The sequence below is a fragment of the Mesorhizobium sp. B2-4-2 genome (assembly GCF_006442845.1).
Taxonomy (GTDB): domain Bacteria; phylum Pseudomonadota; class Alphaproteobacteria; order Rhizobiales; family Rhizobiaceae; genus Mesorhizobium.
The window spans coordinates 237,040-258,861 of sequence record NZ_VFVM01000008.1; the positions used below are offsets into that span (position 1 = coordinate 237,040).

Genomic DNA, 21,822 nt, shown 5'->3' on the forward strand with positions numbered 1-21,822 from the left:
ACGGCGAATTTCGTCAAACAGTTTCGGTGGAGGTCCATGATGAGAAAACCAGCATCGAACCGGCAAGGGCTCGGCATCGCTGAAAGCGCGGCGATGCTGCTGGCGGTTGCCGTCGCCCTTCTGGCCGTGGCGCGCTTGGATTCCGGCATGCCAGGATGCGCCATGACATCCGCCCCTGTCAGCAGCGCCGCCGCCGGACCGGGGCCGGCAGCGGGGATCGACGCCGCCGACATGCTGCTCCATGATTGAGCCGCTGAGCGCCGCCGCCGTTGCCTGGATCTGCGCCGTCTTCCTTGCCGCCGGCTTCGTCAAGGGCGTGGTCGGGATGGGCCTGCCGACAGTGGCGATGGGCCTGCTGGCGGTGACCATGGCGCCGGCCGAAGCGGCCACGCTTCTGCTGATCCCGTCGCTGGTTACCAACCTGTGGCAATTGTCCACCGGTCCTTCGTTCGGCGGGCTCGTCAGGCGGCTATGGACGATGATGGCCGGCGTGGTGATCGGCACCGTTACTGGCGCCGGCCTGCTCACCGGCGCGCATACGGCGGCCGCGTCCGGCGCGCTCGGCGTGGCACTGATGCTCTATGCCGTTCTCGGTCTCGCCAAGGCCGGCTTTTCGATGCCGCCACGCCACGAGGCCTTGCTATCGCCGCTGGTCGGGGTGGCAACTGGCCTGGTCACCGGCGCCACCGGCGTCTTCGTCATTCCGGCGGTGCCCTACCTGCAATCGCTGCGGCTGGGCAGGGAAGAGCTGATCCAGGCGCTCGGCCTGTCCTTCACCGTGTCGACGGCGGCGCTGGCCATCGGGCTGTTCAGGGCCGGCGCCCTGGCCTCGCCGACGGCCGGGCTGGCGGGTTCGATCGCGGCGCTGGCGCCTGCGCTCGCCGGCATGGCTGTCGGCCAGGCGCTGCGCCGGCGCATGAGCGTCGAGACTTTTCGCAAAGTGTTCTTCGCCGGGCTCTTGGCGCTGGGATTTTATCTGGTGGCCGAGGCGGCGTTCTGAGTGCCGCTTGCAGAGCGCCGACTGGCCGGACCCGGCCTACCGCACCACCAGGACCGGGATTTCGCTGTAGGATACGACTTCCGCCGTCTGGCTTCCCAGAAGCAGCCTGCCCAATCCGCGGCGGCCGTGCGAGGCCATGACAATCAGGTCGCAGCGTTCGGTCTGCGACAGTTCCAGGATCGCCTCGGCGGGCCTTCTGTCCTCGATGTGCACGACCTTGGCCGACACGCCCAGCCCCTCGGCGGAAGCCTTGCATTTGTCGAGCACTTCCTTGCCGTATTTGCGGGCTTCTTCCTCATAGGCGGCCAGCCCATCGCCCGCGGCGTAGCCGGCCATGGCGCCGCCCCAGGCGAAGATCGGGAATTGTTCCGAGACGGTGACGAAGGTCACGGCGGCGCCGAGGCCCTTTGCCAGCCCGAGGCCGTGGGCAACGCCCTTGTCGGCCAGTTCCGACCCGTCGGTGGCGATGAGCAGATGTTTGTACATGATGATCGTGACCTATCGTGCTTGGTGAACTATGGACCACACATAGTTATGCCCGGCGCCCAGTCATTGTGCCAATGCGGCGGGGATCAGGGCCAGGGAATGTGGTGGGCATCGCGTGGACCGCGCCCAAACGAGCGTTCCACCCCCGGACTTTCGCGCCAGCTGGATTCCCCTTCGCCGCATCGTCCTTTAAGGTGCGGCAACTTCGAAAGGCCCACCATGAGCAGTGCGTTTCCTCAAATCCATCTGGTCCGACATGGCGAGACGGCGTGGAGCCTTTCGGGCCAGCACACCGGCCGCACCGACATGCCGCTGACGGCGGCCGGCGAGGCCGCCGCGCGGGGTGTGGCGGATCGGCTGAAAGGCCTGCCGTTTTCGGCCGTGTGGTCGAGCCCTTCGCAGCGCGCCTACAACACCAGCGTGCTTGCCGGATTCGGGGCGCAAAGCATCAAGATGGACGACCTGCAGGAATGGAACTACGGCGCCTATGAGGGGCGTACCACCAGGGAAATCCTGGCCGAACGGCCGGGCTGGAACGTCTTTCGCGATGGCTGCCCGCAAGGCGAAACGGCGGCCGATGTGGGCGCCCGCGCCGACAGGATCATCGATGGCCTGCGCGAGGCCAACGCCGACACGCTGATCTTTTCCAGCGCGCACTTCCTGCGCGTGCTCACCGCCCGCTGGCTCGGCTTGCCGCCGCAGGACGGCGCGCTGTTCGTGCTCGATACGGCCAGCATCAGCGTGCTCGGCTACGAGCATGACCTCGGCGAGCCGGTGATGCGCAAGTGGAACGGGAAGTAGGCGGCCTAGCTGTCGAACTTCCGGATCGCCTCGGCGGTTACCGGCGTGAAGAAATTCACCAGATTGCAGTCGGGGTCGCGGAACAGCAGCGAGCGGTTGCCCCAAGGCATGGTGGTAGGCTCCTGGACAATTGCGCCCTTGATGGTTTCCGCCAGCCTGGCAAATTCGGCATCGACGTCGCCGACTCGGAATTCGATGATGGCCGTGCGGTTGTCGGCTGGGCGGGCGATGTCGCTGCCGAACAGCATCAGGGTGCGCGTGCTGCCGATCGCCAACGTGCAGGCCGGCGTCGCCAGTTCGGCGAAGTCCTCCGTGTACATCGTCACCGGCATGCCGGTGATCTCGCCATAGAAGCGCAGGAGGCGCTGGACATCGGACGTGATGATGCGGACAGAGACGAAATTCATCGCATTGGCTCCCTGATCGTCGAAGCCGCGGCTGGGCTCCCGGCCTTCTATATGCCGGGGCTCCTGACAGCTTTCCGTCAGGAGACGGAAGTGCCGGTGGGATTTCAGATCTGCCGAGCGACAGTGCCGACCCTGCGCCTATTCATCCCGCCAGCAGCGCCAATTCGTCGGGCGTCAAATGCCTCGCAGTACCCTTGGCGAGGTCGCCGAGCGGCAAGCGGCCAATGGCGACGCGGATCAGGCGCTTGACCTCAATGCCGTGGGCGGCGAGCAGGCGCCGGATGTGGCGGTTGCGGCCCTCGTCGAGCACGATCTCCAGCCAGGCGGTGCGGCCGCCGCTGCGCAGCAGCTCGATCGAGTTGGCGCTCAAGGTCTCGCCGTCGATACGCGCGCCGGCGCGCAACGCTTCCAGCACCGCCGCGTCGGGCACCGTGGCGATCTGAACATGATAGGTCTTGGGCAGGTGCGAGGCCGGGTCCATCAGCCGGTTGGCGAAGCGGGTGTCGTTGGTCATCAGCAGCAGGCCTTCGCTCGCCTTGTCCAGCCGGCCGACCGGCGAGACGAAAGGCAGGTCAAGCCCTTCGAGACAGGCATAGACGGTGTCGCGCTCGAGCGGGTCGTCGCGGGTCGTGACCAGCCCGCGCGGCTTGTTGAGCATGAGATAGACCTTGCGCTCGGCAACGATTTTTTCGCCGTCGACGGCGATGCGGTCGCGATTCATATCGACGCGCAGGGAAGCATCGCGCGCGACCTTGCCACCGACGCGCACGCGGCCCTCGGCGATCAGCCGCTCGGCCTGCGTGCGCGAGCACAGGCCGAGCTTCGACAGCGCGCGGTTGAGGCTGACGCCGGGTCGTGGTGGTCGTGGAGCCATGCTGCTTCGGATCGATCCGTTGTACCGGACCAGATGCCATGGCCGGCGACGGCCGCGCAAGCCGCCGCCGAGGTCGGGACCTTGCCGGACAGCGGTGCCGCCCGGCAAGCGCTAGTCGCGCCGGCTCAGGCCGCTTGCTCGGTCTCGCCCGCGATCCCGTTCAGCACGGCAAGCGCGTCGGCCGGCAGCTCCAGCTCCGCCGCCGCCAGATTCTGCCGCAGATGCGCGACGGACGAGGTGCCGGGGATGAGCAGGATGTTGGGCGCGCGGTGCAGCAGCCAGGCGAGCGCCACCTGCATGGGCGTCGCGCCGAGTTTTTGCGCGACATCGGCCAGCGTGCTGGATTGCAGCGGCGTGAAGCCGCCGAGCGGGAAGAACGGCACATAGGCGATGCCGGCCACGGCAAGCTCGTCGATCAGTGCGTCATCCTCGCGATGCGCGATGTTGTACTGGTTCTGCACGCAGACGATGTCGACGATGCCGCGCCCCTGCGCGATCTGGGTTGATGTGACATTGCTCAAGCCGATATGGCGCACCAGACCCTGACGCTGCAGTTCGGCGAGCGTATTCAGTTGGGGTTCGAGCGAGCCTTCGGCCGGGCCGTGTATGCCGTGCATGGAGCGCAGGTTGACGACCTCGATCGTGTCCAGTCCCAGATTGCGGAGATTGTCGTGCACGGCCTGCGTCAGTTCCTGCGGCGACATTGCGGGAATCCACGATGCATCGGCGCCGCGCCGGGCACTGACCTTGGTGACGATGGTGAGGTTGGCGGGGTAGGGGTGCAGCGCCTCGCGGATGATCAGGTTGGTGACGTGCGGACCGTAGAAATCGCTGGTGTCGATATGGTCGATGCCGCTCGCCACCGCCTCGCGCAGCACGGCGAGTGCACCGTCATGGTCTTTCGGCGGGCCGAACACGCCGGGTCCGGCCAGTTGCATGGCGCCGTAGCCCATGCGCTTCACGGTGCGGTCGCCGAGCTTGAAGGTTCCGGCCTTGCTGATGTCAGTCATGGTCTCAATCTCCTTTGGATCGGCCAGATGTAGACAATGCACGCTTGCGCGATAATATGGCGCAATCGGCACAGGCTGTGCGGAAAGGCGAACAATGGCAGATCTGGGCGACCTCCAGGCATTCATGGCGGTGGCGCGCGCCGGCGGCTTTCGCGAGGCGGCCAGGGTCAGCAGCGTCAGCGCCTCCAGCCTCAGCGAAACGGTGCGGCGGCTGGAGGCGGGGCTCGGCGTGCGGCTCCTCAACCGCACCACGCGCAGCGTCGCTCCGACCGAGGCCGGCGCGCGCCTGCTGGAGCGGCTGGGCCCCGCGCTCGGCGAGGTCGAGGCGGCACTCGATGTCGTCAACGGCTTTCGCGACCGCCCGGCCGGCACACTGCGGCTCAACGTGCCTGTCGTGGCGGCGAAACTGGTGCTGCCGCGCCTTCTGCCGCCCTTTCTTGCCGCCTATCCCGACATCAGGCTGGAGGTGACCGCCGAGGACAGTTTCGTCGACATACTGGCGAGCGGCTGCGATGCCGGCATCCGCTATGACGAGCGGCTGGAGCAGGACATGATCGCCGTACCGATCGGCCCGCGCCGGCAGCGCTTCGCCACCGCTGCCGCAACGGCCTATCTCGACCGGCGTGGCCGGCCCGACCATCCGCGCGACCTCCTCGATCACGCATGCCTGCGCGGCCGCTTCGCCAGCGGCCTGACGCCGCCCTGGGAGTTCGAGCGCGACGGCGAGATAGTGAGCGTCGAGCCGACCGGGCCGCTGCTGGTCAGCACCGGCACCGCTATGGCGCTTGCGCTCGATGTGGCGGTCGCCGGCGGCGGCATCGTCTCGCTGTTCGAGGACTGGCTGCGCCCCTATTTCGACGATGGCCGGCTCGAGCCGGTGCTGGAGCCCTGGTGGCAGGAGTTTTCCGGCCCGTTCCTCTATTACCCCGGCCGCCGCCTCATCCCGGCGCCGCTGCGGGCATTCATCGACTTTGTCGGCGGGATGCGGTGGTGAGGCGCCGCGATGACGGTTTCATGGGACGCATCGTCGGATGCAACCCGCTGCGCATTTCTGGAATGTTCCAGGAACGAGCAGGGATCATCGCGGCGGGTCCAATGACACCTTGGCGCGCTTCGCCAGCTCGCGAATCCGCTCCGCGACCGCGCTGTCGACCGGATTGTAGACGGTCAGGCTCAGATCCGGGCGGCCGTCGACCGCGAATCCCGAATATTCCAGCTCGATGTCGCCGAGCACGGGGTGCTTCAGTCGCTTGGTTCCGTCGCCATGGCTGAGCACGTCGTTCTCGCGCCACAGGGCGGCGAATTCGGGGCTGGCGCTGCACAGTTCGTCGACGAGTTCGCGTACCTCGGACACCGCGCCGGCACGCGCCGCGTCGGCGCGGAAGGCGCCCACCACGAAACGGGCGAGGTTTTCCCAGTCGTGCTGCTTTTCGCGGATGGCCGGGCTGCGGAACATGAAGCGCAAAATGTTGCGCTGGTCTGCGGGCAGGGCGCTGTAATCGGTCAGCACGACCTGGGCGGCGCGGTTCCAGGCAACGACATCCCAGGTAGCGGTCCTGACCAAGGCGGGGCTCGCTTCAAGCGTGTCGAGGAGGCGCTGCAGCCGGGGGCTGATGCCTTCCGCGCCGATATAGCGGACCTCGGGCGGGCGTCCGAGCCCGAGCATGAAAAGGTGCTCGCGCTCGGCCTCGGTCAGCATCAGCCCCTTGGCGATGCGGTTCAGCACATCGGCCGAAGGCGCGCCGCCACGACCCTGCTCCAGCCATGTGTACCAGGTCGGGCTGATGTTGGCACGCTGGGCCACTTCCTCCCGGCGCAGCCCCGGCGTGCGCCGGCGCCCTGAAAATCCGAACGAGGCCGGATCGAGCCGGGTGCGCCGGTCTCTCAGAAACGCCGCGAGCGAACCGGCGGAATTGGTGGGCATCCTGTTAGCCATTATACCACGATAAGATCACTACTTTAATGGAATAATAGACCGGCGATACTGCGCAGGCAATCGTGCAGGAGAATTCGCATGCGTATCTTTTTGACCGGCGCGACCGGTTTCATCGGCTCGGCGCTCGTTGCCGAGCTCATCAAGGCGGGCCATCAGGTGGTCGGCGTCACTCGCTCCGAAGCGGGGGCCGAAGCGCTGGCGGCGGCGGGCGCCGAAGTGCATCGGGGAACGCTCGAGGATCCAGAGGGCCTGCGCGACGGCGCGGCGAAGGCGGAAGCGGTGATCCACACGGCGTTCGACCATGATTTTTCGCGGTTTGCCGAGAATTGCGAGAAGGATAGCCGGGTCATCGCGGCACTTGGCCAGGCATTGGCCGGATCCGACCGGCCGCTGGTGATCACCTCCGGCGTCGGCGTGGGCAGCCCCGGACATGGCGAGCTTGCCAGCGAGGACGTCTTCAACGCCAGCCATCCCAATCCGCGCATCGCCTCGGAGCTCGCCGGCAATGCCTTGCTGGAAGCCGGCGTCAACGTCTCGGTGGTGCGGCTGCCGCAGGTTCACAACCCGGTCAGGCAAGGGCTCATCACGCCGCTCATCGAAATCGTGCGCCAGAAAGGCGTTTCGGCCTATGTCGGCGAGGGCCGTAACCGCTATGCGGCGGGCCATCTCCTGGACGCGGCGCGCCTCTACCGGCTGGCGGTGGAAAAGCGGCAGCCCGGCGCGCGCTATCACGCGGTCGGCGAGGAGGGCGTCGAAGTGCGCGCGATCGCCGAGGTGATCGGGCGGGGCCTCAACGTGCCGGTGGTTTCGATCGCACCGGAACAGGCGGCGGAGCATTTCGGCTGGATGGCGATGTTCGCCCCGATGGATCTGCCGGCCTCCAGCGCGCTGACCCAGGCGCGGCTCGGCTGGCAGCCGACCGGCCCGACGCTGATCGCCGATCTCGAGGCCATGCGGTACGACGCATGATGCGCCGATAAAGCGTCGCCAGCCGACGGCGTAGCGCAAATGGACGAGCCCGTGGGCGAGGGCTTCGCAGCTTTTGAGCGACAGTTGCATCTTGCCCGCGAGGCCGGTTTCGCCGAATTCGACGAAACCCTGGTTCGCCGCCCGCCCATCAAGAGCGGGAGCAACGAGAAGGCTGAGCTCATCGACAAGGCCGGCCGCGAAGAAGGAGCCGTTGATGCCGGCGCCGCCCTCGAGCAGCAGCCGGCGAATGGCGAATTCGCGGTTGAGAACTTCGAGCATCCGGCCGAGATCCATGTCAGCCGTTTCCGCCACGATATAGGACACGCCGTCGGCAGCGAGCTCGGCCAGGTGGCTGTCGGCGACATCGTGCCCAAGCAGCACCACGACATGGTCGCCGCCAATGTCGGGTTTGGAAAAGTGGAGCTTGCCCGATGGATCGAGCGCCACCGCGTAGCTTCCCGTACCGGTTTGCGCGACATGATAGGGTCGGTCGACCTTGCCCGCATCGGCCGGCGGGTGCGCGCCGGCCTTGCTCATCTCGGCCATGGTGACGCGGCCGACGATCCAGCCGTCGCCCGCAAAATCATTATGGATATACTCGTAGAGGCTCGACCATTCGGCCCGGGTTCCGTCCGGGCTGGCCGTGTAGCGGCTCGGGTGGAGACTGCCGTCCAGCGACGCGATCATATGGCAGATGATGTGCGGTTTCATGCGGGTGTCTCCAGGGAATGGGCTCAGGCGCGGTTCAAACTAGGGCCAGCGCCGGAGAATGGAAGCTGGGCACCCGGCTCATCCAAATTCCGACCATTGCCGACTGGGCCTGTTATATCGATGTTGCACAAATGGTTGAGCCTGGGCTAGCATCCGTTTGCTGGTGCCGACGGGAGGCAGTTTTTGCAACGGCGATCAGCTGGAGCGGCATGCGTTAGCAAACGCAAGGAGGATGCTCCAACACTTTGAACCGACGCATGATCCTTCCTGAAACCGTCCCGGTTTCCGGGGCCGTGCGTTCTTGTGGAGGAGGATCCCATGAACAGACGTGAATTCCTGATGACGTCCGTGGCCGCGGGCGCGATGGTGCTTGCCGCGCCCTCGGTATTTGCGCAGGACAAGCTCACCATTCTCGGCTCGGTGCCCAGTCTCGGCTTTCCGTTCTTCGTGCACATGCTGAACGAGATCAAGGCGGAAGCCGCCACGCAAGGCGTCAACCTGACCGAGAGCGATGGCCAGAACTCGGCCACCAAGCAGACCGCCGACATCGAGGCGGCCCTGGTGCAGAAGGTCAACGCCATCGTGATCTCGCCGCTCGACGTCAACGCGCTGGCGCCGGCCATCGAGGAAGCGGTCAAGGCCGGCGTTCCCGTGGTGACGATCGACCGCCGCGTCGACGGCGTCGAGGGCATCCTCGCCCATGTCGGCGCCGACAACGTCAAGGGCGGCGAGGCGGAAGCGCAGGCCGTGGTGGCGGCGTTCCCCAACGGCGCGAAACTGTTCCACCTCCAGGGCCAACCCGGCGCCGGGCCGGCGATCGACCGCAACAAGGGCGTGCACAATGTGCTCGATCCCTTGAAGGACAAGTACCAGATCGTCTTCGAGCAGACCGCCAATTTCGCCCGCGCCGAGGCGCTGTCGGTGACGGAAGCCGGCCTTGCCGCCAACGGCAAGCCGGACGCGATCGTCTGTGCCAATGACGACATGGCGCTGGGCGCGCTCGAAGCCTGCGCGGCGCGCAACTTCACCGACGTCAAGATCTACGGCTTCGATGCGCTGCCGGAAGCGCTGGTCGCGGTCCGCGACGGCAAGCTCGCCGGCACGGTCGAACAGTTCCCCGGCCAGCAGTCGCGCACCGCCGTGCAGATCGCCGTCGCCTACGCCAGGGACAAGACGGAGCCGAAGGAGAAGCTGGTGCTGTTGACGCCGATCGTCATCGGCAAGGACAATCTCGACAAGGCCGAGAGGCTGAACGAGACGAAGTGAGCGCATGGAGAGGTCGGCGGGGCAGCACCCCCCTCTGGCCTGCCGGCGATCTCCCCCTCAAGGGGGGAGATTGGCAGTGTCGATGTCCGCATTCTCATTGCGGCGTTGAAAATTGGCGAATGCGGAACAGACAGCCAATCTCCCCCCTTGCGGGGGAGATGTCCGGCAGGACAGAGGGGGGTGTTCACGCGCCGACGGGTCCGGAAACTGCATCGAGGGAAGCACCCATTCCATGGCTGAAGCCGCACCCGTCCTGCTCGCCGTCGAGGGCGTCACCAAGCATTTCGCCGGCGTCACCGCGCTTCGCGATGTCTCGCTCGACATCAGGCCCGGCGAAATTCTCGGCCTGCTGGGCGAGAACGGCGCCGGCAAGTCGACGCTGCTCAAGATCCTGTCGGGCGTCATGCCGCCGTCGGGCGGGCGCATCAGCTTCGACGGCGCCGACTACCGGCCGTCGAGCCCGCAGGATGCCAAGCGGCTAGGTATCGTCACCATCTACCAGGAGCTCAGCCTGATCCCGACGCTGACGGTGGCGGAGAACATCTTCATCGGCCGCGCCCCGACCGGTCCGCTCGGCCTCGTCTCCTGGCGCAAGATGGAGCAGGACTCCCGCACCATCATCGCCCGCGTCGGCCTCACGATCGATCCGATGACGCCGGTCTCGGCGCTTTCGGTGGCCGAGCAGCAGCTCGTCGAGATTGCACGGGCGCTGTCGCTGAAGAGCCGGCTGATCATCATGGACGAGCCGACATCAGCGCTGACCGAGACAGAGGTGCAGCGGCTGCTGTCGATCATGGACAGGCTGCGCAAGGACCATGTCGCCATCATGTTCGTCACCCATCGGCTGGAGGAGGCCGCCGCCATCTGCGACCGCATGACGGTGCTCCGGGACGGCAGGTTGGCCGGCAATCTCGACCGCGAAGGCGGGCCGATCCGATTGCCGCGCATCATCGAGAAAATGGTCGGCCGCGCGGCGTCCGAGCTCTATGCGCGGCCGGCGCAGCGCACGGTGGCCGGCGACGTCGTGCTGTCGGTGCGCGGGTTGCGCACGGTGCGCGATCCCGAAGCGCCGCACGCCATCGTGCTCGACGGCGTCGATATCGACCTGAAGGCCGGCGAGATCCTGGGTGTCGCCGGCCTCGTCGGCTCGGGTCGCACGGAGCTGGCGCGCGCCATCTTCGGCGCCGACCGGATCGCGGGCGGCACGATCACGCTCGACGGCAGGCCCATCGCGCCGGCCTCGCCGGCGGATGCCATAGCGCTCGGCATCGGCCTGGTGCCTGAGGATCGCAAGCATCAGGCGATCTTCGCCGCGCTCGGCATCCTGCCGAATTTCTCCGTCGCCTCGCTCGGGCGGTTCAGCAATGGCTTCGGCTTCATGGCCGAGCGGCGCGAGCGCGATGCGCTGGCGGGGTTCCGGAAAATGCTATCGATCCGCATGGCGTCGGCCGAGCAGGCGATCGAGGGCCTGTCAGGCGGCAACCAGCAGAAGGTGATCCTGGCGCGCTGGCTGGCGCGCGACCCCAAGGTGCTGATCGTCGACGAGCCGACGCGCGGCGTCGATGTCGGCGCCAAGGCCGAGGTGCACCAGATCCTGGTGCAATTGGCAGCGCGCGGCATAGCGGTGATGATGATTTCGTCCGAGCTGCCCGAAGTGCTGGCTGTGTCCGACCGGATCGTGACCATGCGCAAGGGACGCATCACCGGGCAGATGCCGGGCATCGAGGCAAGCGAGGAAAAACTGATGGAACTGATGGCGCTCGACCAGCCGGGAGCGGTTGAGGAGGAGGCACGATGAGCGTGGCCGAGGAACAGAGCCGGCGTGGCGGCATCAGCATTGCGCGGCTCTTGATGAATTTCGGGCCGCTGCTATTCCTGGCGGCGCTGGTGGTCGTCTTCACCGTGCTGAAGCCGAGCTTCATCGATCCGATCAATCTGTTCAACATCACCCGCCAGATATCGATCACCGGGCTGATCGCGCTCGGCATGACCTTCGTCATCCTCACCGCCGGCATCGATCTTTCGGTCGGCTCGCTGCTCGCCTTCTGCGGCATGGTGGCGGCCGTGGTCGCCAAGGGCGGCACCGCCAACACGCTGTCGCTGTCGACGTCGGGAACGCAGGGCTATGGCTGGTTCGCGGCGCTGCTCGCTGCCGTGGTGGTGGGGGCGGTGGCCGGCGGTGTTCAGGGCTTTGCCATCACCAGGCTGAAAGTGCCGCCCTTCGTCGTCACGCTTGGCGGGCTCACCGTGTTTCGCGGCCTGACGCTGACCATCTCCAATGGCGGCCCGATCTCGGGCTTCGACGCTTCTATGCGCTGGTTCGGCACCGGGCTGATCGGCCCCGTGCCGGTGCCGGCGATCATCTTCGCGGCGGCCGCCATCCTGTGCCACATCGTGCTGCGCTACACGCGCTATGGACGCGCCGTCTACGCCGTCGGCGGCAATGCCGAGGCCGCACGGCTGTCGGGCTTGCGCGTCGACCGCATCCTGGTCTCGGTCTATGTCATCGTCGGCTTCTTCGCCGGGCTCGCCGCCTTCGTGCTGTCGGCCAGGCTGAATTCGTCCGAAGCGGTGGCCGGCATCGGCTACGAGCTGACGGTCATTTCGGCCGTCGTCATCGGCGGTACCTCGCTGTTCGGCGGCATCGGCTCGGTGGGCGGCACCGTGGTGGGCGCCGCCCTGATCGGCGTGCTGCAGAACGGGCTCCAGTTCAACAACGTCTCGTCCTACACGCAAAGCATCGTCATCGGCCTGATCCTGATCCTGGCGGTGGCGTTCGATCGCTGGCTGAAGTCGCGGGTGAGGCGCTAATTCCTTCTCCCTTGTCGTCGGAGAAGGGGAAATCGCCGCTCTGCCATAGGCAGGAGAGCTCGCTACCTTTCTTGCAAAACAACCCCCCTTTGCTAGAAGGATTTCGGGCGGGTGGCATTCTGAGAGAACCTCATGTTTGCCGATATCATCAGACCGATCAGCTTGAGTTTTTCGCTGCTGCGGCGGTTCTGGCCGCAGCTCGTCGTGCTGGTGCTGGCCGGTGTTCTGGCCGGCGATCTCTTGCTGCAACTGGCGGCCAAGGTGGCGCTCGCAAATCATTTCGCCGGGCTCGCCATGCTGACGCTGGTGGCACTGGCGCAACTGGTGGTGACGGTGGCGATGTTCCATGTGCTGCGTCCCGGCTTGCCCCATGTGCTGGCCGCGCAGCGTGGCGCGGAAAAGGCCACGGTCGCCGAGGGGCAGGGAACCGCGGACCGGCGCGGTTCGCGGCTGGTGCGCATGATCACCATCGCGCTGTTACCCTTCTTCGCCTATTACGCGGCCTGGGGGTTCCTCGGCGACATCGTGCGGCAATATTCGCGCGAAACGCTCGACCGGGCCGGCTTCGGCCAGAGCGCCAATGTTCTGGACGTGCTGGATTCGCGCTGGCTGCTGGTCTCGGTGGCGGTGTCCTGGCTGGTGCGCCGGCTGGCCAAGTTCATGCAGGCGAAAACGGGCGCCGCCTCGTTCTGGCAGATCGTGGTGGTGATCTGCGAGACCAACTGGATCTTCGTCGGCCTCTACGTCATCAGCCGCTGGAAGGACAGCGCGCTGCAATGGCTGATGAGCCGCAATTTCTGGTCGGTTCTGCAGGCGTCGGCCGACGGGCTGGCGAGCCCGGTGCCGGCGGCGACGGCCGCGCCGATGGTGCCGGTCGAGATCACCTCGATCGCGCCCTCGACGATCGCCGTCAACCTGTTCTTCTACATGCTCTTGCCGCTGATCTGGCTGGTGATGGCGGCGCTGATCTATGGCTATGATGTGCGCGACGACACGGCACTGATGCGCGTGCACGGCCGGCTGGAACGCGTCGGCAAGCGCTATGCCGGCCTGCCGAAATTCCTGCGCGATTTCGTCGAGCATTTCGTCGCCGGCTACCGCTCGCGCTATCTGCCGATCGCCAATGGCGTGCGGCTGACGGTGAGTTCCAGCCTCGTATTGCTGTGTACGCTGATCGTCGGCTATCGCCTGCTCGACTGGGGCGCGGCCTGGCTGTGGCTCGGCGCGACGCGGCTGATCGGCCCGCACGAGCTCGACGTCTGGCAGATCCTGTCGCATGGCGTGACGCTGTTGTTCGGCAGCCCGTTCCAGGATTCCTCCACCGGCATCCTGGTCGAGCCGCTGCGCATCTGCTTCCTCGCCGCCGTCCTGGAGACGGCGTTCTCGCTATCGAAGGGGGGCGGTCGTTCCCGGTAGCGACGGGAATGACCGTAGCGTATCCTTGTCGCGCCTTGCCATGTACGTGTGATGGGGCGAAAGTGCGATCTTTCCTGGTCTCGTAAACAGACCGCCTGTTTGCACTCGCAAGATCGAAGAGAATGGCATGACTTACTTCTTCCGCCGTCGAAGTGAGGCAATGACCTTCGGCCTGCCTGTGGTCTGCTGCGCGCTGGCGTTGATATTGCAATCGAACATAGAGCCGATCGAAGATCGGACGGCGATTGTGGTGATCGTTGCCGGCATATCGATCATCCTTACCTTGGCAACCGTCTTTGCCGTGGTGCGACATGCGGAGGCGATAGCCCGACGTGTCGGACAGCCGTACGGCACCCTAGTTCTTACCTTGGCTGTAACGACCATCGAAGTGTCGATTATCGTTTCGATGATGCGGCATGGCGCCAACAATCCGACCTTGGCGCGAGAGTCCGTGTTCTCCACGGTCATGATCGTTTGCACCGGCATCGTGGGGCTGTGCCTGACACTTGGCGGGTGGCGGCACCGCCACCAGGACATCCGAAGGCAAGGCACAAGTTCCTTTCTTTCGGTGCTGACCGCGATCACGGTGCTGACGATGGTGCTCCCGAACTATACGCTTGCCACCAGCCCCGGGACATTTTCTCCCACGCAACTGGCTTTCGTCGCGCTGCTGTCGCTCTTGCTCTACGGCAGTTTCGTTTTCGCCCAGAGCTACAGCCAGAAAGAGGACTTCCTGGAGGTGCAGCTGCGTGAAAGCGCTCCGGAAAGCCATTCTCCGCAGGTCCACGGCGTGCCAACGCATTTCGTCTTCCTGCTTCTGGGACTGGTCGGGATCGTCCTGCTGACGGAACGGGTCGCGGCTGGCGTTGAAGATGGCCTTACCTACCTGCAGATCCCGCAATCGGATGCGATCGTCGGCGCGATGATTGCGTTTGTCGTGCTGCTCCCCGAGGCGATCTCCGCCATCAAGGCATCGTGGGGGAATGAGCTCCAGCGCGCATTGAACGTCGCTTTGGGCTCGGCGTGCGCGACCATCGGACTGACGATCCCGGCAGTGGCGGCGGCCAGCCTCATCACCGGAAAGTCGCTCAACCTCGGTCTCGGTCCGAGCGACGTGATTTTGCTGGTTCTGGCCCTTGCGGTGAGTGTCGTAAGTTTCAGTACCGGACGCACGACGGTTCTCACCGGACTTGCTCACCTCGTCGTCTTTGTTGCTTACGTCCTGTTGATCGCCGTGCCGTGACTCCGGACTGCCGGCGCTGTCGCTACTTCGGCGGCCGTTGAAACCGCAGGTACCACGGCCGCCCGCTTCCCAGCCCAATGGCGGGACGGATGGTCTTGATGGCATCCTCCGGCACGATGAAGGTGTCGCCGATGGTGATGACGTCGCCTGTCTTGGCGCCGGAGAAGATCGCCGAGGTGCAGTTCATCACGCCGTCCGGCAGTCTGACGCCCGAAATCATGTCGGGGAGCCAGCGGCGGCCGGCGGCATCGGTCAGCATCAGCCTGCAGCCCAGCCATTGCTTCTGCAAGTCGGGATCGCCGACGGTGACGGAGAAGGTGGCGATGACGGCGAAGGCCTGATCGGGCAAGCGGCCGGCCTTGCCGCCGCGCAGGTCCGCCAGCTTCCAGTCGCTGCCGCCGAAGTGCGCGGACTGGCCAAAGTCGACATCCCTGGCGATGAGGTCTTCGCCGCCCAGCCATTCGCGCAAGCTGTCATGGCTGGTTTCTGCCAGCGCCAGCGGCAGCAGGATGACAAGCGCCGCCAGGCTGCGCCTGCGCCATTTTTTCTCGACCTGCCGCTCGGCGGCCGGCCCCATGTCGGTCGCGACGGCGCTCATGGCTTGCCCTGCGGTGTCTGGCCCGGAGAAGTCTGGCCCGGTGGTGCATCCAGATCGTATTGCGGCAGGATGCCGGCCGGTTCTCCATCGGCGCCGGCAGACAACCCGTCGAAGCTGATGCGGGCCTGCGCGTCGAGCGCGCCGAATTGGCGTTCCGAGACCAGCAGCCTGGCGCCGCCGATCTGGTCGGGCGGTACTTCGAAGACGAACAGGCCGCTTTTTTGCAAGCCGGGATCGACGCCGTGCGGCGGCATGTCCTGGCGATAGCCCAGCCGCTCCGTCTGGCGGTAGCGCAGACCGGTCGGACCTTGCCAGGTGCCGTCCGCGACCGTGATGGAGGCGTCGGTCGCGGTGAGGCTGGTCGTCACCACCGCCCACACGCCGCTCGTCGTCAAAAGCTTTTGCTGCCCGAACTGGTTGGTCTTCAGCGCGCGGGCAAAGACAACCTCGTCAAGCCGCACGTCAAAGCTGCGTGCCCGCACCGTGTCGTGCATGGCGCCGTCGACCGGGATGGGCGCGGTGAGGTCGGCATAATGCGGCTTGGAAAGCTGCATACCGTAGCTCAGCGCCACGGTGGCGGCGAGAATCGCGAGATTGCCGAGGACCCGCATCCTCATGAGCCGGCTCCCGGCGTGTCCGTTGCCGGCATATCGGCGAGCGGCAAGGTCACGGTGCCGAGACGGTAGGGATTGTACCAGCCGGGCGTGCCGTAGAGATTGTCGCGCGGCTTGAAGATCTCCGCGGTGACGCCGAAGGCGAGCGTCGGCGGCACGGCGGCGTCGCCGGCCAGCGGCCAGACATAGGCCAGGCGCTCGGTCATGCCGGGGTGCAGTTCCGGCGCCAGGGTCGAATCGCGTATCAGGGCGATCATCGGCATCGAGTCCGGCAGGGTGATTCCCTCCGGCTTGAAGACAGCGAAGTAGGCCTTGTTGGATTCGGCCGTGCGGTTGGTCATGTCGGCCTCCAGCACCAGTGCCTTCTGGCCCGGTTTCAGCGGCACGCCATGGATGTCGGCATGGCTGACATAGGCACGCACCGGTTTGATGCGCCAGCGGCCGGCATCGATGGCGGCATCGGACGGCAGTTGCGGCGGAGGGTGAGCGGGCAGGGCGCCAAAGGCGCCCATGAGGCCGGCCGCCAACAGCGCGGCGATGGTTCCCGCGCCTGCCGTCATCCAGGCCTGGACTCTTGAACGGGCAGTCTTGAACATTCCCTGATATGCACGTCGAACGATCAGCCACCCGCAGGCAATCTAGGAAGAAAACGCGCGGATGGGAACCCGCAAATGGCGGCATTGCCCAGTCCTTCTCGTGGCTGCGTCTCTCTCGTGGCGCAGTGTGGTCGCCGACGGCTTAGCGAGCCCGCCTATGCCGCCTGCAAGGCCCAAATGCGGTGGCCGTAGCGGCGAAAGAAGCGCGCCAGCAGGCGTTGTTGCCTCGCCCTGGCGAGGTCCGCCAGGCGCCGTTCCTGGCGCCAGCGCGGCATGTTGCGCCAGAAGGAGATGAAGCGGGCGGCGTCCTCGATGGCTTCCTGTGCCGATAGCGCCGGGCCGATCGCCGCCAGGAAAAGTGCTTCCGATTGTTTCAGCGCGTCGACGACCGCCTTGCGCCTGAAATGGCCGAGGCGCGCCTGGCGGATGCCGTGTTCGCGGATTCTCGCGAAAGCCTCGATGAGGGCGTGACTGTCGCCGTCATAGCCGCAGGCATGAGCGAAATCGGCGGCAAGGGCGTCCATCGTCTCTCCCGGGGTGCTGCACGCGCGCCGACTCGGCTTTGCAAGTCATATAGAAGCATAACTCAAAAATTGGCGAAAGAGAAACTTTTGCGGAGCCCTGAAAGATGCGACTCGACTCTCGTTTCAAAACACAGGAATATGCGAACAAACAAGGAACAAAAAGGCGAGCCGCGATGGCATTGACGGGCAAGGGATCAGTGATTGCGGATGTCGTTTCGATATCGGTCGAATGCGCCGATTGCGGCCGCAACAGGTGGTGGAAGCCCGATCAGCTGCGGCGCTTCGGCGTGACTGGCAATACGCCGCTGGCAGCGCTTTCGGGCCGGCTGGTCTGCTCGGCCTGCCGCGCCGACGGGCTGCCGGGCACGGCGATCCAGATCCGGGCGGCGTTTATCAACGAGCGCCAGCGCGTGCGCAGCGAGGCGCTGATGCTGAGCGAGCGCGAGATGCCGCTGGAGGGATCGGGGCGGGCGTGAGGTGGCATCGACGCTGGGTTTTGCCTGCTCTCCTTGTGGGAGGAAGAATTGCCCCGTCGCCCTCAATAGCCCAGCAATTCCTTCAACGGAATGACCCGCCAGACCTGCTTGATGGCGTAGCGGTTGAAGGTCAACGTCTTCGGCGGATTGTACTGTTCGACCACCAGTTCGGCGGCGGTGCGCTTGACCAATTTCTTGATGAAGGCCTTGCCGTTGCGTTCGTTCTCTTCCGGGAAGGTTTCGATCACCACGTGATCGCCCGGGACGGCATCGCGGCCGCCGCAATAGATCAGGTCTCCGGGCTCGTAACGGGGTACCATGGAATCCGAGAGTACATGCAGCGCGAACACCTTGGCCAGGTTGCGGATGCCGGGTGGGCGCTGGACGTAGCCGGCGGGCTCGCCGTTGAAGGTGAAATCGCCGTCGTCGCCGCCAACGGCGGCGCCCAGCACCTGGATGTCCATCGGCCCGGCGGGGGGCGGCCCGGCGTCGGTGACGATCTCGGCGTCGTTGACCGGTCCGGCATCGTCGAGGAAAACCACCTCGCCCTTGCCGAGCGCCACCGGGTCGACACGCAGAAAGGCGGCAGTCTTCAGGAGGTTTTCCGTCTTGGGCAGGTTGCGACCGGTTTCCCAATTGCCGACGGCGGCGACGTCGGTGTCGTTGTGCTCGGCGATGTGGCGCATGACCAGGCCGCGCTGCTTGCGCGCCTGGCGGATTGCCGCCCCGACCTTGATCGACAGTTGCGTTTTCACCATGGCGCCCATGTGACCAACAAGCGCTGCTTTCGTCCATGAAAGAATGGCTTGCATAAGTTTTTGAGTTATGCTTATATCCGTTCATGCAAAAGCTCAACCCCTTCCGAGTCGAAAGCGCCCTCAGGCCAGCTTCACGCGAGCCGGCCAGCGCTCATTCCCTTTCGCCCCGGCTGTCCTCCTCCCCGGCCAGGGCGAAGCGTGAGGCTGATTGCCCCGATGCATCAGCCGCACGTCCGGTCCGCCCGTCACCGGCGGCCGGAACGGCCGGAGCCGCCGCTCCCCGCGGCTCCGGCCCCCAATTCAGCGCGGTGCGGATCCGCTCCCTGATCCGGACCGAGGACGGCACCGTGATCCTGCTCGACAGGCTGACGGGCAGGGCGGTTTTCGCACCCGACCGGGTGACGGCAGAGGCGCGGCTGGCGCGCCTCGCCGCGCTGGGCGGCCGGCCGGGCTGAGGCCGCCAATCCAACGGCCGACAGGCCGGATCCAACCCAACAATGCCCACCGCCTGCGGCGGGCCGACACCGATACTCGCCGGCGGCGTCGCGCGCTGCCGCGGCCGCGCAATGGACGGAGACCAGATATGGCACTTTACGGCGACAAGGAATTGCAGGCGATCGCCGGCTGGCTGACGGACGGACTTTCCGCCTCGCGCATCGCGGCTCGGTTCAGCGCGTCGCGAGGCAGCCCGGTGTCGCGCGACGCCATCATCGGCATCGTTCCCCGTAACGCCATGCTGAGTTCGATCGGTTTTGCCAACAGCAAGCGCATCGCGGCAGCCGAGAGGGCGAATGACAAGGCCGCCGACCGCGCCGCCAAGGCCGGACGCAAGCGCGTGCCGAAGGGTGAAGGTGCGGAACGCCTCGCAGCACGCGAGGCCGGCGTGCTGATGGCGGACGGGCAAGCCTACCGCCTGGAGGTGCCGGTGCCGCAGCGAAGCCCGATCGGCCGCCAGCCGCATGGCGTGGCAATGCGCTTCGTCGACTGCCTGTTCGGCCGCTGCCGCGCTCCGCTCGACCTGGCGCTGGAGCAAAATCCGGAAAACGACGCGCCCGGCGGCCGGCCGGGCGTCCACATGCTGTGCTGCGGCATGCGCACAAGGGCGATGAAAAGCTACTGCACCTATCATCAGGCGCGCTTCCGCCGGCGTGTCTGCGAGGCGGGGTGAGCTTCCTCCCGTTCTGGAGAGAAGCTAACGGCAGGCGGGCGGCGCCGGGTGCAGGATTGGGAACGGCATGAATTCGGGAGGGAGATTGGGTCAGATGCAAGGTATCGAAGCGGTGGCACCGCCCCTCATTGCCCTGCCGGGCATTTCTCCCCGTAAAACGGGGAGAAAGAGACTAGCTGCAACGCTGGCTTTTCTTTTGCAGTGTTGGCGATCTGGCGAGAACGGCGGCCACGCAACGCTTTTATTTTGGCAGATCGTGGCCCTGCTTTGGCATCCGCACGCTTATTGCATCAGGCATCGCTGGCCGGCCGTCATCGCCGGCCAATATACGGGTAACCCGGGCGAAGCCGGTGAACGCTTTCATCGCGTCGGCGTGCGAAATCTGCGCCGCGATGGCTGCGCTGCACGCGTTGAGCGCACTGCGGTAGACATGACCACGCCGTTCAATCGGCCAGCGCTGCAGGAAGTCGGCTGCCTCAGCGACGCCGTCGATCACCTCGACATGCCCGTCCAGGCATACTTTGAGCGGAGATCCTGTTTTCATGGTACCCACGGCGGTTACCTTGGCGTTGCGCGCGGCTCGGAAGCCAGCCCCTATCAACGTGCAAGGCGGCGGCGCGGTTGCATCACGTTTTCAGCCACCTCACGGGCCCGCGGCGGCGTCGAGCCATTCATGGGCGCGGCTACGCGGCTTAGCCACCAGCAGCCCCTGCTGCCCGGCCGCCTTGGTGAAAGCCTCGAAGGCGACGCGCTGGCGGCAGCTGCCGTCGATGGCGAGCCTGACCAGCCTTGCCGCATCCAGATAGGCGGTGGCCGTCTTGTCAGGCCATTGCCGGCGAAGCGCGGTCGCCGCCTGGGCGATGGAGCCCACCAGCATGGTCTTGTTGTCGCAGAAGCGCAAGGTCACCGGCATGAAGGCGGTCATGGGCATACCTCCTGTTGGTTTGGTGCGGCACAACGCCCAGCCTCGCCGCTGGTTCCGGCGCACGCAGCCAATTTCGCCAGGGATCGCTGCCGCGCCAGCCAGCACCTCAATCCACTCCCCACAAGGACGCAGCCATGAGCAAGAAAGCCGCCAGATCAGCCAAACCGCAGACGCCGAAGCTGCCGAAGGGCGAGGCCGAGCAGGTGCGCATCCGCCGCGAGGTCGGCCATGATTTCGCGTTGCGGGACGATGAGTTCGGCCGCAAGCGGCTCGCAACCGGGACATCGGAGGCGCGGCGCGTCTATGAGGTGTCCAATGACGGCCATACCTCCACCGGTGGTATCGTGCGGGTGCGCAGCATCGATCCGCTGCTGGGCATCACCTCGCTGTCGCGCCAGCAGCGCGAAGCCGGTCTGCGCTACCGCGAGGATTTCCGCGCCAGCCAGCAGGCTGATATCAAGCCGATGCGCTGGAGCGAACGCGTCGACGGCGACAGGACAAGCGGCGGCATCACCGACAGCGTGCTCAATGCCGGACGGTCGCACGCCGCCGCGACCCGCGCGCTCGGCCATTGGGAGGTGGTCGACGTGGTCCGGAAGATCGTGTGCCTGGAGCAGTCGGTCAGAGGCGTGGCGGGAGAGATGAGCGAGGGCAGGGACGTGGCGGCAAAGCTGTTGAGAATCGGGCTCGATCTGCTGGCGATGCACTACGGGATGATGATGCGACGATAGGGTTGGGCCCCGAGGAGTTGCGGCGCGCACGACAAGTGCTCCGCTCCAGGGCATGGCGCTGTGCATGACATCCGGCCGGCGCGATGCCGGCCGGATTGGTTGTCAGGTCAACGCCTGCAGACGCGGACTCTCTCGATGACCCGATGGTGATGACGCCAGTGCTTGATCACCTCGGTGTGGCAGCGACGATGACCGTAATAACGCGGACGGTAGCTCTCGTCATACATGCTGTAGCGGCGATAGTAGCCGTCATCGTCGGAATAATCGCGATAGTGGTGACGATATCTGGGAACATAATAATCGTCGTCATAGCCGTTGCCGATGCCAAGCGTGATGCTGGCGGCATTTGCCGGGGCGATCACGGCCACCGCCGAAGCGACGGCAATCACGGATGCGAGCAAGAGTTTCTTCATGGCAACCTCCTCTTTAAGGCTCATCTAATAAACGCTGCCCTCGCGGCCCTGTTCCCATAAAGCCGGTAAACCAATGTTTCGTGCCCGCG

27 protein-coding genes and 1 pseudogene are annotated in these 21,822 nt (G+C 65.9%); 14 read left to right on the forward strand and 14 right to left on the reverse strand.

Annotated elements, in window-relative coordinates:
• The first annotated feature begins 39 nt into the window (after positions 1-39).
• Together FJ942_RS19475 and FJ942_RS19480 are read left to right on the forward strand one after the other, a co-directional pair.
• Positions 40-249 (forward strand): hypothetical protein, encoded by a 210-nt coding sequence (locus FJ942_RS19475; RefSeq protein WP_140565448.1) that lies wholly within the window; start codon positions 40-42, stop codon positions 247-249.
• On the forward strand, positions 242-1,000 hold the full coding sequence (locus tag FJ942_RS19480) for a sulfite exporter TauE/SafE family protein (protein ID WP_140898646.1): 759 nt from the start codon (positions 242-244) through the stop codon (positions 998-1,000). Before FJ942_RS19475 ends, FJ942_RS19480 begins: the two co-directional genes overlap by 8 nt.
• 36 nt (positions 1,001-1,036) lie before the next feature.
• On the opposite strand, the gene FJ942_RS19485 is transcribed toward FJ942_RS19480, so the two are convergent.
• Positions 1,037-1,486, reverse strand: a complete 450-nt coding sequence (locus FJ942_RS19485; protein ID WP_140898648.1) for a universal stress protein — start codon at positions 1,484-1,486, stop codon at positions 1,037-1,039.
• Positions 1,487-1,705: 219 nt separating this feature from the next.
• On the opposite strand from FJ942_RS19485, the gene FJ942_RS19490 reads away from it, so the two are divergent.
• Complete coding sequence (locus FJ942_RS19490) at positions 1,706-2,287, forward strand: histidine phosphatase family protein (protein WP_140898651.1); 582 nt, start codon at positions 1,706-1,708, stop codon at positions 2,285-2,287.
• Between the two features lie 5 nt (positions 2,288-2,292).
• Here the strand turns inward: FJ942_RS19490 and FJ942_RS19495 are convergent, their stop codons facing one another.
• From FJ942_RS19495 to FJ942_RS19505, 3 genes are all read right to left on the reverse strand, one after another.
• Entirely contained in the window at positions 2,293-2,694 is a 402-nt protein-coding gene (locus FJ942_RS19495) for a VOC family protein (protein WP_140898654.1), read from the reverse strand.
• A 142-nt stretch (positions 2,695-2,836) separates the two neighbouring features.
• Positions 2,837-3,568 carry a pseudouridine synthase gene (locus FJ942_RS19500; RefSeq protein WP_140516215.1) on the reverse strand — a complete coding sequence of 244 codons (732 nt, stop codon included), beginning with the start codon at positions 3,566-3,568 and terminating at the stop codon, positions 2,837-2,839.
• 125 nt (positions 3,569-3,693) lie between these two features.
• Positions 3,694-4,578, reverse strand: coding sequence for an aldo/keto reductase family oxidoreductase (locus tag FJ942_RS19505; RefSeq protein ID WP_140898657.1), 885 nt, complete (start codon positions 4,576-4,578; stop codon positions 3,694-3,696).
• Positions 4,579-4,672: 94 nt separating this feature from the next.
• On the opposite strand from FJ942_RS19505, the gene FJ942_RS19510 reads away from it, so the two are divergent.
• Positions 4,673-5,572 (forward strand): LysR family transcriptional regulator, encoded by a 900-nt coding sequence (locus FJ942_RS19510; protein ID WP_140898659.1) that lies wholly within the window; start codon positions 4,673-4,675, stop codon positions 5,570-5,572.
• A gap of 84 nt (positions 5,573-5,656) precedes the next feature.
• Here FJ942_RS19510 and FJ942_RS19515 read toward each other — a convergent pair whose 3' ends face one another.
• On the reverse strand, positions 5,657-6,502 hold the full coding sequence (locus FJ942_RS19515; RefSeq protein WP_181165261.1) for a helix-turn-helix transcriptional regulator: 846 nt from the start codon (positions 6,500-6,502) through the stop codon (positions 5,657-5,659).
• Positions 6,503-6,592: 90 nt separating this feature from the next.
• Between FJ942_RS19515 and FJ942_RS19520 the strand changes: the two genes are divergently transcribed.
• Positions 6,593-7,483: an SDR family oxidoreductase gene (locus FJ942_RS19520; protein WP_140898661.1), complete on the forward strand. Its 891-nt coding sequence runs from the start codon at positions 6,593-6,595 to the stop codon at positions 7,481-7,483.
• A gap of 24 nt (positions 7,484-7,507) precedes the next feature.
• Here FJ942_RS19520 and FJ942_RS19525 read toward each other — a convergent pair.
• A pseudogene (locus tag FJ942_RS19525) lies at positions 7,508-8,194 on the reverse strand (RibD family protein); the annotation flags it as partial.
• 318 nt (positions 8,195-8,512) lie between these two features.
• On the opposite strand from FJ942_RS19525, the gene FJ942_RS19530 reads away from it, so the two are divergent.
• The 5 genes from FJ942_RS19530 to FJ942_RS19555 all read left to right on the forward strand — a co-directional run bounded on the left by FJ942_RS19530 (position 8,513) and on the right by FJ942_RS19555 (position 14,930).
• Positions 8,513-9,460 carry a substrate-binding domain-containing protein gene (locus FJ942_RS19530; RefSeq protein ID WP_140499137.1) on the forward strand — a complete coding sequence of 316 codons (948 nt, stop codon included), beginning with the start codon at positions 8,513-8,515 and terminating at the stop codon, positions 9,458-9,460.
• 232 nt (positions 9,461-9,692) lie between these two features.
• Positions 9,693-11,258, forward strand: a complete 1,566-nt coding sequence (locus FJ942_RS19540) for a sugar ABC transporter ATP-binding protein (protein WP_140516201.1) — start codon at positions 9,693-9,695, stop codon at positions 11,256-11,258.
• Positions 11,255-12,271, forward strand: coding sequence for an ABC transporter permease (locus tag FJ942_RS19545; protein WP_140516199.1), 1,017 nt, complete (start codon positions 11,255-11,257; stop codon positions 12,269-12,271). The genes FJ942_RS19540 and FJ942_RS19545 overlap by 4 nt, the downstream gene beginning before the upstream one ends.
• Before the next feature lie 132 nt (positions 12,272-12,403).
• Positions 12,404-13,687, forward strand: coding sequence for a hypothetical protein (locus FJ942_RS19550; RefSeq protein WP_140499131.1), 1,284 nt, complete (start codon positions 12,404-12,406; stop codon positions 13,685-13,687).
• 127 nt (positions 13,688-13,814) lie between these two features.
• A complete protein-coding gene (locus tag FJ942_RS19555; RefSeq protein ID WP_140521414.1) occupies positions 13,815-14,930 on the forward strand; it encodes an ionic transporter in 1,116 nt (371 codons plus the stop codon).
• A gap of 22 nt (positions 14,931-14,952) precedes the next feature.
• On the opposite strand, the gene FJ942_RS19560 is transcribed toward FJ942_RS19555, so the two are convergent.
• The 4 genes from FJ942_RS19560 to FJ942_RS19575 form a co-directional block, all read right to left on the reverse strand.
• Positions 14,953-15,528, reverse strand: a complete 576-nt coding sequence (locus tag FJ942_RS19560) for a hypothetical protein (protein ID WP_140898664.1) — start codon at positions 15,526-15,528, stop codon at positions 14,953-14,955.
• Complete coding sequence (locus FJ942_RS19565; protein WP_140898666.1) at positions 15,525-16,145, reverse strand: hypothetical protein; 621 nt, start codon at positions 16,143-16,145, stop codon at positions 15,525-15,527. The genes FJ942_RS19560 and FJ942_RS19565 overlap by 4 nt, the downstream gene beginning before the upstream one ends.
• Positions 16,142-16,702: a hypothetical protein gene (locus FJ942_RS19570; protein WP_224519033.1), complete on the reverse strand. Its 561-nt coding sequence runs from the start codon at positions 16,700-16,702 to the stop codon at positions 16,142-16,144. Before FJ942_RS19570 ends, FJ942_RS19565 begins: the two co-directional genes overlap by 4 nt.
• Before the next feature lie 191 nt (positions 16,703-16,893).
• A complete protein-coding gene (locus FJ942_RS19575) occupies positions 16,894-17,262 on the reverse strand; it encodes a hypothetical protein (protein ID WP_140565410.1) in 369 nt (122 codons plus the stop codon).
• Positions 17,263-17,435: 173 nt separating this feature from the next.
• On the opposite strand from FJ942_RS19575, the gene FJ942_RS19580 reads away from it, so the two are divergent.
• Entirely contained in the window at positions 17,436-17,738 is a 303-nt protein-coding gene (locus tag FJ942_RS19580) for a hypothetical protein (RefSeq protein ID WP_140556357.1), read from the forward strand.
• 62 nt (positions 17,739-17,800) lie between these two features.
• Here FJ942_RS19580 and FJ942_RS19585 read toward each other — a convergent pair whose 3' ends face one another.
• Positions 17,801-18,505: a helix-turn-helix transcriptional regulator gene (locus FJ942_RS19585; RefSeq protein ID WP_140499435.1), complete on the reverse strand. Its 705-nt coding sequence runs from the start codon at positions 18,503-18,505 to the stop codon at positions 17,801-17,803.
• A 299-nt stretch (positions 18,506-18,804) separates the two neighbouring features.
• On the opposite strand from FJ942_RS19585, the gene FJ942_RS28905 reads away from it, so the two are divergent.
• The gene (locus FJ942_RS28905) at positions 18,805-18,951 is read left to right on the forward strand and encodes a hypothetical protein (RefSeq protein ID WP_224618688.1); all 147 of its coding nucleotides are present in this window, start codon (positions 18,805-18,807) and stop codon (positions 18,949-18,951) included.
• Between the two features lie 128 nt (positions 18,952-19,079).
• The gene (locus FJ942_RS19595) at positions 19,080-19,664 is read left to right on the forward strand and encodes a GcrA cell cycle regulator (RefSeq protein ID WP_140898670.1); all 585 of its coding nucleotides are present in this window, start codon (positions 19,080-19,082) and stop codon (positions 19,662-19,664) included.
• Positions 19,665-19,905: 241 nt separating this feature from the next.
• Here the strand turns inward: FJ942_RS19595 and FJ942_RS19600 are convergent, their stop codons facing one another.
• Entirely contained in the window at positions 19,906-20,208 is a 303-nt protein-coding gene (locus FJ942_RS19600) for a DUF982 domain-containing protein (RefSeq protein ID WP_140559951.1), read from the reverse strand.
• A gap of 99 nt (positions 20,209-20,307) precedes the next feature.
• Positions 20,308-20,589, reverse strand: a complete 282-nt coding sequence (locus FJ942_RS19605; RefSeq protein WP_140499114.1) for a DUF982 domain-containing protein — start codon at positions 20,587-20,589, stop codon at positions 20,308-20,310.
• A 134-nt stretch (positions 20,590-20,723) separates the two neighbouring features.
• Here FJ942_RS19605 and FJ942_RS19610 point away from each other — a divergent pair, with 134 nt between their 5' ends.
• Entirely contained in the window at positions 20,724-21,320 is a 597-nt protein-coding gene (locus tag FJ942_RS19610; protein WP_140521422.1) for a DUF6456 domain-containing protein, read from the forward strand.
• A gap of 107 nt (positions 21,321-21,427) precedes the next feature.
• Here FJ942_RS19610 and FJ942_RS19615 read toward each other — a convergent pair whose 3' ends face one another.
• Positions 21,428-21,733: a hypothetical protein gene (locus FJ942_RS19615; RefSeq protein WP_140499110.1), complete on the reverse strand. Its 306-nt coding sequence runs from the start codon at positions 21,731-21,733 to the stop codon at positions 21,428-21,430.
• Between the last annotated feature and the right edge of the window lie 89 nt (positions 21,734-21,822).

Excerpts from the sequence above, each read along its gene's own strand:
- FJ942_RS19615 (WP_140499110.1), bottom strand. The coding sequence starts at position 21,733 with ATGAAGAAACTCTTGCTCGCATCCGTGATTGCCGTCGCTTCGGCGGTG.
- FJ942_RS19505 (WP_140898657.1), bottom strand. The coding sequence starts at position 4,578 with ATGACTGACATCAGCAAGGCCGGAACCTTCAAGCTCGGCGACCGCACC.
- FJ942_RS19575 (WP_140565410.1), bottom strand. The coding sequence starts at position 17,262 with ATGGACGCCCTTGCCGCCGATTTCGCTCATGCCTGCGGCTATGACGGC.
- FJ942_RS19510 (WP_140898659.1), top strand. The coding sequence starts at position 4,673 with ATGGCAGATCTGGGCGACCTCCAGGCATTCATGGCGGTGGCGCGCGCC.
- FJ942_RS19580 (WP_140556357.1), top strand. The coding sequence starts at position 17,436 with ATGGCATTGACGGGCAAGGGATCAGTGATTGCGGATGTCGTTTCGATA.
- FJ942_RS19585 (WP_140499435.1), bottom strand. The coding sequence starts at position 18,505 with ATGGGCGCCATGGTGAAAACGCAACTGTCGATCAAGGTCGGGGCGGCA.
- FJ942_RS19600 (WP_140559951.1), bottom strand. The coding sequence starts at position 20,208 with ATGAAAACAGGATCTCCGCTCAAAGTATGCCTGGACGGGCATGTCGAG.
- FJ942_RS19490 (WP_140898651.1), top strand. The coding sequence starts at position 1,706 with ATGAGCAGTGCGTTTCCTCAAATCCATCTGGTCCGACATGGCGAGACG.
- FJ942_RS19480 (WP_140898646.1), top strand. The coding sequence starts at position 242 with ATGATTGAGCCGCTGAGCGCCGCCGCCGTTGCCTGGATCTGCGCCGTC.
- FJ942_RS19605 (WP_140499114.1), bottom strand. The coding sequence starts at position 20,589 with ATGACCGCCTTCATGCCGGTGACCTTGCGCTTCTGCGACAACAAGACC.
- FJ942_RS19570 (WP_224519033.1), bottom strand. The coding sequence starts at position 16,702 with ATGACGGCAGGCGCGGGAACCATCGCCGCGCTGTTGGCGGCCGGCCTC.
- FJ942_RS19555 (WP_140521414.1), top strand. The coding sequence starts at position 13,815 with ATGACTTACTTCTTCCGCCGTCGAAGTGAGGCAATGACCTTCGGCCTG.
- FJ942_RS19595 (WP_140898670.1), top strand. The coding sequence starts at position 19,080 with ATGGCACTTTACGGCGACAAGGAATTGCAGGCGATCGCCGGCTGGCTG.
- FJ942_RS19550 (WP_140499131.1), top strand. The coding sequence starts at position 12,404 with ATGTTTGCCGATATCATCAGACCGATCAGCTTGAGTTTTTCGCTGCTG.
- FJ942_RS19545 (WP_140516199.1), top strand. The coding sequence starts at position 11,255 with ATGAGCGTGGCCGAGGAACAGAGCCGGCGTGGCGGCATCAGCATTGCG.
- FJ942_RS19515 (WP_181165261.1), bottom strand. The coding sequence starts at position 6,502 with ATGCCCACCAATTCCGCCGGTTCGCTCGCGGCGTTTCTGAGAGACCGG.
- FJ942_RS19485 (WP_140898648.1), bottom strand. The coding sequence starts at position 1,486 with ATGTACAAACATCTGCTCATCGCCACCGACGGGTCGGAACTGGCCGAC.
- FJ942_RS19560 (WP_140898664.1), bottom strand. The coding sequence starts at position 15,528 with ATGAGCGCCGTCGCGACCGACATGGGGCCGGCCGCCGAGCGGCAGGTC.
- FJ942_RS19495 (WP_140898654.1), bottom strand. The coding sequence starts at position 2,694 with ATGAATTTCGTCTCTGTCCGCATCATCACGTCCGATGTCCAGCGCCTC.
- FJ942_RS19565 (WP_140898666.1), bottom strand. The coding sequence starts at position 16,145 with ATGAGGATGCGGGTCCTCGGCAATCTCGCGATTCTCGCCGCCACCGTG.
- FJ942_RS19500 (WP_140516215.1), bottom strand. The coding sequence starts at position 3,568 with ATGGCTCCACGACCACCACGACCCGGCGTCAGCCTCAACCGCGCGCTG.
- FJ942_RS19520 (WP_140898661.1), top strand. The coding sequence starts at position 6,593 with ATGCGTATCTTTTTGACCGGCGCGACCGGTTTCATCGGCTCGGCGCTC.
- FJ942_RS19540 (WP_140516201.1), top strand. The coding sequence starts at position 9,693 with ATGGCTGAAGCCGCACCCGTCCTGCTCGCCGTCGAGGGCGTCACCAAG.
- FJ942_RS19610 (WP_140521422.1), top strand. The coding sequence starts at position 20,724 with ATGAGCAAGAAAGCCGCCAGATCAGCCAAACCGCAGACGCCGAAGCTG.
- FJ942_RS19530 (WP_140499137.1), top strand. The coding sequence starts at position 8,513 with ATGAACAGACGTGAATTCCTGATGACGTCCGTGGCCGCGGGCGCGATG.
- FJ942_RS19475 (WP_140565448.1), top strand. The coding sequence starts at position 40 with ATGAGAAAACCAGCATCGAACCGGCAAGGGCTCGGCATCGCTGAAAGC.